The organism is Terrabacter sp. P5_B1 (assembly GCF_056400505.1).
This window is the reverse complement of record NZ_JBFULD010000281.1, coordinates 1-5,660: the sequence shown is the minus strand read 5'-3', so window position 1 is coordinate 5,660 and position 5,660 is coordinate 1. Positions and strand designations below refer to the sequence as shown.

The following is a 5,660-nucleotide window of genomic DNA, read 5'->3' as shown; positions in this document are numbered from 1 at the left end:
CGGTGAGGTCCGTGTCCATGCCCGCCATCCTGCCGGGTCGCCCGCGCGTGTGCGCGGGGGCGGTCGCGAAACGGCGCCCGACGGCATACGGCCGCCGTGTCCGCCGGGGCTAGCATCGACCCGTGACTGCACCGGCAACGACGCCCACCCACCCCCTGCTCGACGCGCACACCGGGGTCCTCGACGAGATCCGTCAGGCACTGGCGAGCCGCTCCTGGTACTCCCGCTATCCCGAGTCGCCCAGCCCTCGCGTCTACGGCGAGACGGCGGCGGCCGACGGGCTGGCCGCTCACGAGGCGCACCTGGGCGGGGCGTATGCCGCCCTGTCGAGCCAGCCGACCGACGGCACCTTCGTGGGCAGCGAGGTCTCGCCCTACGGACCGACGCTGGGGGTCACCTACCCGGCGCTCGACGTCGACGCCGGTCTCGCGGCCGCTCGCGCGGCGATGCCGGCGTGGCGGGACGCAGGCCCGCAGGTGCGGGCGGCGGTGTGCGTCGAGATCGTCGACCGGATCAACCGGCGCAGCTTCGAGCTGGCCAACGCCGTCATGCACACGTCGGGCCAGCCGTTCGTCATGTCGTTCCAGGCCGGTGGGCCGCACGCCCAGGACCGCGCGATCGAGGCGATCGCGGCCGGGCTCGTCGAGCAGGAGCGCGTGCCCGCCTCGGTGCTCTGGGAGAAGCCGGGCCGTGACCGCGAGGGCAACCCGGCGCCGACCCGGATGCAGAAGGACTACCGCATCGTGCCGCGCGGCGTGGCCCTCGTCATCGGCTGCAACACGTTCCCGACGTGGAACGCCTACCCTGGGATCTTCGCCTCGCTCGTGACCGGCAACGCCGTCGTCGTCAAGCCGCACCCGCGCGCCGTGCTGCCGCTCGCGATCTCGGTCGAGGTCGCCCGCGAGGTGCTCGCGGAGGCCGGATTCGACCCGGCACTCGTGCAGCTCGCCGCCGAAGCCGACGGGCAGGGCCTCGCCAAGACCCTCGCCGAGCGCGACGAGGTCGCGATCATCGACTACACCGGCGGTCCGACCTTCGGCGCCTGGCTCGAGGAGTCGGCGGCCGCCCACGGCAAGCTCGTCTACACCGAGAAGGCCGGCCTCAACTCGATCGTCGTCGACTCGACCGACAACCTGAAGGGGATGCTCGGCAACCTCGCCTTCAGCCTCACCCTCTACTCGGGCCAGATGTGCACGGCGCCGCAGAACCTCTACGTCCCCGAGGGTGGGGTCGACACCGACGAGGGGCACCTGACCTTCGACGAGTTCGGCCACCGGCTCGCCGGGGCCGTCGGCCGGCTCACCGGCGACGACGCCAAGGCCGTCGAGCTGCTCGGGGCCACGGTCAACGACCAGGTTCGCGACAACGCCGAGTCGCTCGCGTCGATCGCCGCGGATGCCGATGGTCGCGTCGTGCTCGACTCTCGTCGCATCACCCACCCGGCGTGGGCCGACGCCGTCGTGCGCGCCCCGGGTCTCGTCGCCGTGGACGTCGCGCGCGAGGACGTCTACACGCAGGAGTGTTTCGGGCCGGTCGGCTTCCTCATCCGCACGGCGTCGACGGAGCAGTCGCTCGCGCAGCTCGCTGACACCGTGCGCGAGCACGGCGCCATGACGGCCGCCGTCTACTCGACGAGCCACGAGGTCCTCGACGCAGCGCGGGACGCCGCCGCCGAAGGAGGAGTTGCCTTGTCCGAGAACCTCACCGGCCAGATCTTCGTCAACCAGACGGCAGCCTTCTCCGACCTCCACGGCACCGGCGCCAACCCGGCCGCGAACGCCGCCTACACCGACGCCGCCTTCGTCGCGAACCGCTTCCGCGTCATCACGTCACGCCGACACGTCTGAGGCGGGGGTGGTCCTAGCTCCTGCCCAGCTCGACCGGACGACCGTACAGCGCAAGGTCGTCCGGACCCTCGTGGGGTCGCAGATCCTCAGCGGAGTCGGGATGGCCTGCGGCATCGCCGTCGGAGCACTGCTCGCCGAGGACCTCAGCGGCACCGAGGCCCTCGCGGGCGTCGGGACGACCGCGCAGGTCCTCGGCACCGCCCTGCTGACGATCCCCGTCGCGCGCGCGACGGCCGCCCGTGGGCGCCGCGTCGGCCTGCGCTGGGGGCTGGCCGTGGCGTTCGTCGGTGCCGCTCTTGTGCTCGTCGCTGCCGTGCTGCGTTCGTTCCCACTCTTCGCCGTCGGCATGTTCCTCTTCGGGGGCGGCACCACTGCCAACAACCAGGCGAGGTATGCCGCGGCCGACCTCGCCGCCCCCCTGCGCCGGGGCCGTGACCTGTCGATCGTCGTCTGGGCCACGACGATCGGCTCCGTCGCCGGTCCGAACCTCGTCGGACCGGGCAAGGCGCTCGCGCACAGCCTCGGCCTGCCCGAGCTGGCCGGGACGTTCCTCTTCTCGCTCGTCGGCTTCGTGCTCGCGTGGCTCGTCGTCGACCGGCTGCTTCGACCCGACCCGCTGCTCACCGCCCGCGCACTCGACGCCGAGGCGCGTGTCGAGAGCCGACGAGCAGATGCGCTGCGTCCGATTGACGACGTCTCCACCCAGCCGGTGGACGTCGTCGGGCCGGCCCCCGTCGGGGCGGCCCCCGTCGGGCCGGCAGAGGCGCCCAACCACGACGGGTCGATGCGCCGCGGCCTGACCGTGGTGCGCGGCAACCCTCGGGTCCTCCAGGCGATGCTCGTCATGGCGCTCGGCCACCTCGTCATGGTGAGCGTCATGGTGATGACCCCCATCCACATGCAGCACGGGCATGCCGAGCTCGAGGTCATCGGCTTCGTCATCTCGGTGCACATCCTCGGGATGTTCGCGCTGTCGCCCCTCGTCGGTGCCGCGGTCGACCGCTGGGGTCCGGCATCCATCGCCATGACGGGCGGGGTGATCCTGACGCTCGCCGCCCTTCTCGCCTCCCGCTCCCAAGCGGGCTGGTCCGGGCTGCTGCTCGTCGCCCTCTTCCTGCTCGGGGTCGGCTGGTCGTGCACGCTCGTGTCGGGCTCGACTCTGCTCACCTCCGTCGTCACGACCGACGAGCGCCCGGCAACCCAGGGTCTTGCCGACGTGCTCATGGGGTTGGCGGGCGCCGCGGGCGGCGTGGCAGCCGGCGTCGTGGTCGGCTCGCTCGGCTACTCCGCCCTCGCCAGCGGGTCGGCCGTCATCGGCGTCGTCATCCTCGTGGTCGGTGCGGCGCGCGTGAACCACACCGCCGTTGAGGTCAGTTGAGCAGGGTCAGCACGAAGCCGATGAGCGGCAGGGTGCCTTGGGTCAACGCGGCACGCAGGTAGCTGCGCCCCGTCGTCACCAGGACGGTCGCGGCGAGGACCATCGAGCCCGTGCAGAACAGGACGAGGGTGCGGCCGGCCGTGTCGTGACCGGTCCACCACAGCACGAGTCCGAGGGCGGCGCCGAGTCCGAGGAAGAGGTTGTAGAAGCCCTGGTTGTAGGCCATCGGCCGGGTCACGTCGGCCGCGGCCTGGTCGGCGACCCCGAAACGCCTCCAGACGGTCGGCCGGGTCCAGCCGATGCTCTCCATCCAGAAGATGTAGACGTGCAGCAGTGCGGCCAGCCCGACGAACACGCTCGCGGCGATCCTCATGCTCGGAGCGTAAGGGCGTGTGCCGTCCGGAGCCGCGCGCCGAACGGACGGATTGCTCTTGCGATCGAGGCGGACGAGCGCCACGCAGCGTGCGCTCTGTCGAGTGGCGCTCAGGCGGTGATGCGCAGGGTGCTGGTGCGGTCGGGCCGGACGAGCACCTCGATGCGGTCGGCCACCCGCGACTTCAGCTCGGTCACGTGGCTGACGATGCCGACGGTGCGGCCGCCCTCGCGCAGCCCTTCGAGCGTGTGCATGACGTCGTCGAGCACGTCGGGGTCGAGCGTGCCGAAGCCCTCGTCGACGAAGAGCGTGCCGAGGTCGACCCCGCCGGACTCGGCCCGGACCACCTCGGCCAGCGCGAGCGCGAGCGACAGCGAGACGTAGAAGGTCTCGCCGCCGGACAGCGTGCCGACCTCGCGGACCTGGTTGGTGTGCATGTCGTGCACGCGCACACCGAGGCCCGACTTGGCGTTGCCCTTCTTCGCGTCGGTGTGCTCGAGCGTGTAGCGGCCTCCGGAGAAGCGTCCCAGCTCGGTGTTGGCCGCCGAGAGCACCTCAGTGAAGCGACGGATGAGGACGTACTTCGCCAGGTCGAGGTTGAGCTGGTTGTCGCCGTTGCCCGCGACGAGCTGGCCGACGCGGACGGCGTCGGCCGTCTCGGTGATGACGGCTGCGTTGCGCGCCATGGCCTCGCGCACGTCGGTGACGCGTCGCCTGGTGCGGCTGACCTGGTCACGCAGGCTGCCGTGCTCGTTGGTCGCGGCCTCGAGCTCCTTCTTGGCGGCGGCAGCGAGGGCCTCGAGCTGCTCGATGTCGTCGAAGAGGGCGTCGAGCTGGACGTCGGCGAGCTCGGGGCCAGTCAGCCCCGCCCGCACCTGGGTGCACGCGCGCTCGAACTCGGCGATCTCGCGCGTCTTGGCATTGATCCACTCCGCTCCGCGGTCGGCCGCCATCCACTCGGCGACGTCGGCGAAGCCGAACTGGGCGAGGTCGGCGTCGCGGGCGGCGGTGTCCTCGGCGACGGACGCGGCCGCCACGTCGCGCTGGGCGAGGGCGTCGATCAGGGCGTCGATGCGCGCGGCCCCGTCGACGAGGTCGTCACGACGGGCCGTGACGCTGGGGTGGCCGTCGCGAGCCTGCTCGACGAGTGACGTCTCCTCGGTGATGCGCGCCTCGAGATCGGCCACGGCCTGCTCGGTGCGGGCCGCGTCGGCTCCGAGGCTGCTCTTCTGCGCCGACAGGACGTCGACGCGCTCGCGCAGCTCGGCCACGCGGACCGCCCCCGCCTCGACGTCGGAGCGGGCCTGCACCGATGCGGCGAGCTCGTGTGCCGCGGCCTCGGCCCGCAACCGGGCCGTCGCGACGTCGAGCCCGTCGCAGCGCGCGGCGAGCTCGCGCACCTCGGACCGGAGGGTGCCAAGCGCCTCGGCCGCCTGCGTGGCCTGTTCGCGGAGCCGCACGACCCGGGACTCCTCGGCGTCGATCTGCTCGGGCGTCACGGCACCGAGCGTCGGGTGGGCCGGGGACGGGTGCTCCACGGAGCCGCACACCGGGCACGGGTCGCCGTCGACGAGGGAGAGCCCCAGCTCGCCGGCGATGCCGTCGATGCGAGCCCGGCGCAGCCCGGCGAGCGACGTCTCGGCCGTCGCCACCGTCGACAGCGCCTGGGTCGCGGCAGCCTCGGCGCGGGGCACCCGGGAGGCGGCGGCCTCGTGGGCCACCGCTGCCTCGAGCCGGTCCCGGGCGCGCTCACCCTCGGCCGCCCGTCCGTCCAGGAGCGCGGCGACGCGACGCGCCTCGGTCAGGGCCTCGTCGTGCATCGCGATCGTTGCGGGCAGCGCCTCGAGCTCGGTCGACACGGATGCCGCCGACCGGCGTATGCCGTCGAGCCGCTCGCGCAGCCGCGCCAGCTCCCCGACGCGGCCGGGGAGCGCTCCCTCGAGGACGATGGCGCCGGTGAGGGATCCGACGACCTCACGCGCCTGGGCCGCGGCCTCGCGCAGGGCGGCTGGACCCCGCTCGCGCAGCGCCGGTTGGACCCGCTCCCGGGCCTGCGCCAAGG

General features: G+C 73.0%; 4 protein-coding genes. 2 read left to right on the top strand and 2 right to left on the bottom strand.

The features are described 5' to 3' along the window. The first annotated feature begins 122 nt into the window (after window positions 1-122). A complete protein-coding gene (paaN, locus tag AC1DP0_RS17190) occupies window positions 123-1,847 on the top strand; it encodes a phenylacetic acid degradation protein PaaN (protein ID WP_478086645.1) in 1,725 nt (574 codons plus the stop codon). Between the two features lie 7 nt (window positions 1,848-1,854). Then, window positions 1,855-3,225, top strand: a complete 1,371-nt coding sequence (locus tag AC1DP0_RS17185; protein ID WP_478086643.1) for an MFS transporter — start codon at window positions 1,855-1,857, stop codon at window positions 3,223-3,225. Here the strand turns inward: AC1DP0_RS17185 and AC1DP0_RS17180 are convergent. Together AC1DP0_RS17180 and AC1DP0_RS17175 are read right to left on the bottom strand one after the other, a co-directional pair. Further along, window positions 3,218-3,598 (bottom strand): DUF1304 domain-containing protein, encoded by a 381-nt coding sequence (locus AC1DP0_RS17180; RefSeq protein WP_478086641.1) that lies wholly within the window; start codon window positions 3,596-3,598, stop codon window positions 3,218-3,220. The genes AC1DP0_RS17185 and AC1DP0_RS17180 overlap by 8 nt on opposite strands. A 110-nt stretch (window positions 3,599-3,708) precedes the next feature. Next, window positions 3,709-5,660: SbcC/MukB-like Walker B domain-containing protein (locus AC1DP0_RS17175; RefSeq protein WP_478086639.1), on the bottom strand; the 1,952-nt coding region annotated here is incomplete at its 5' end.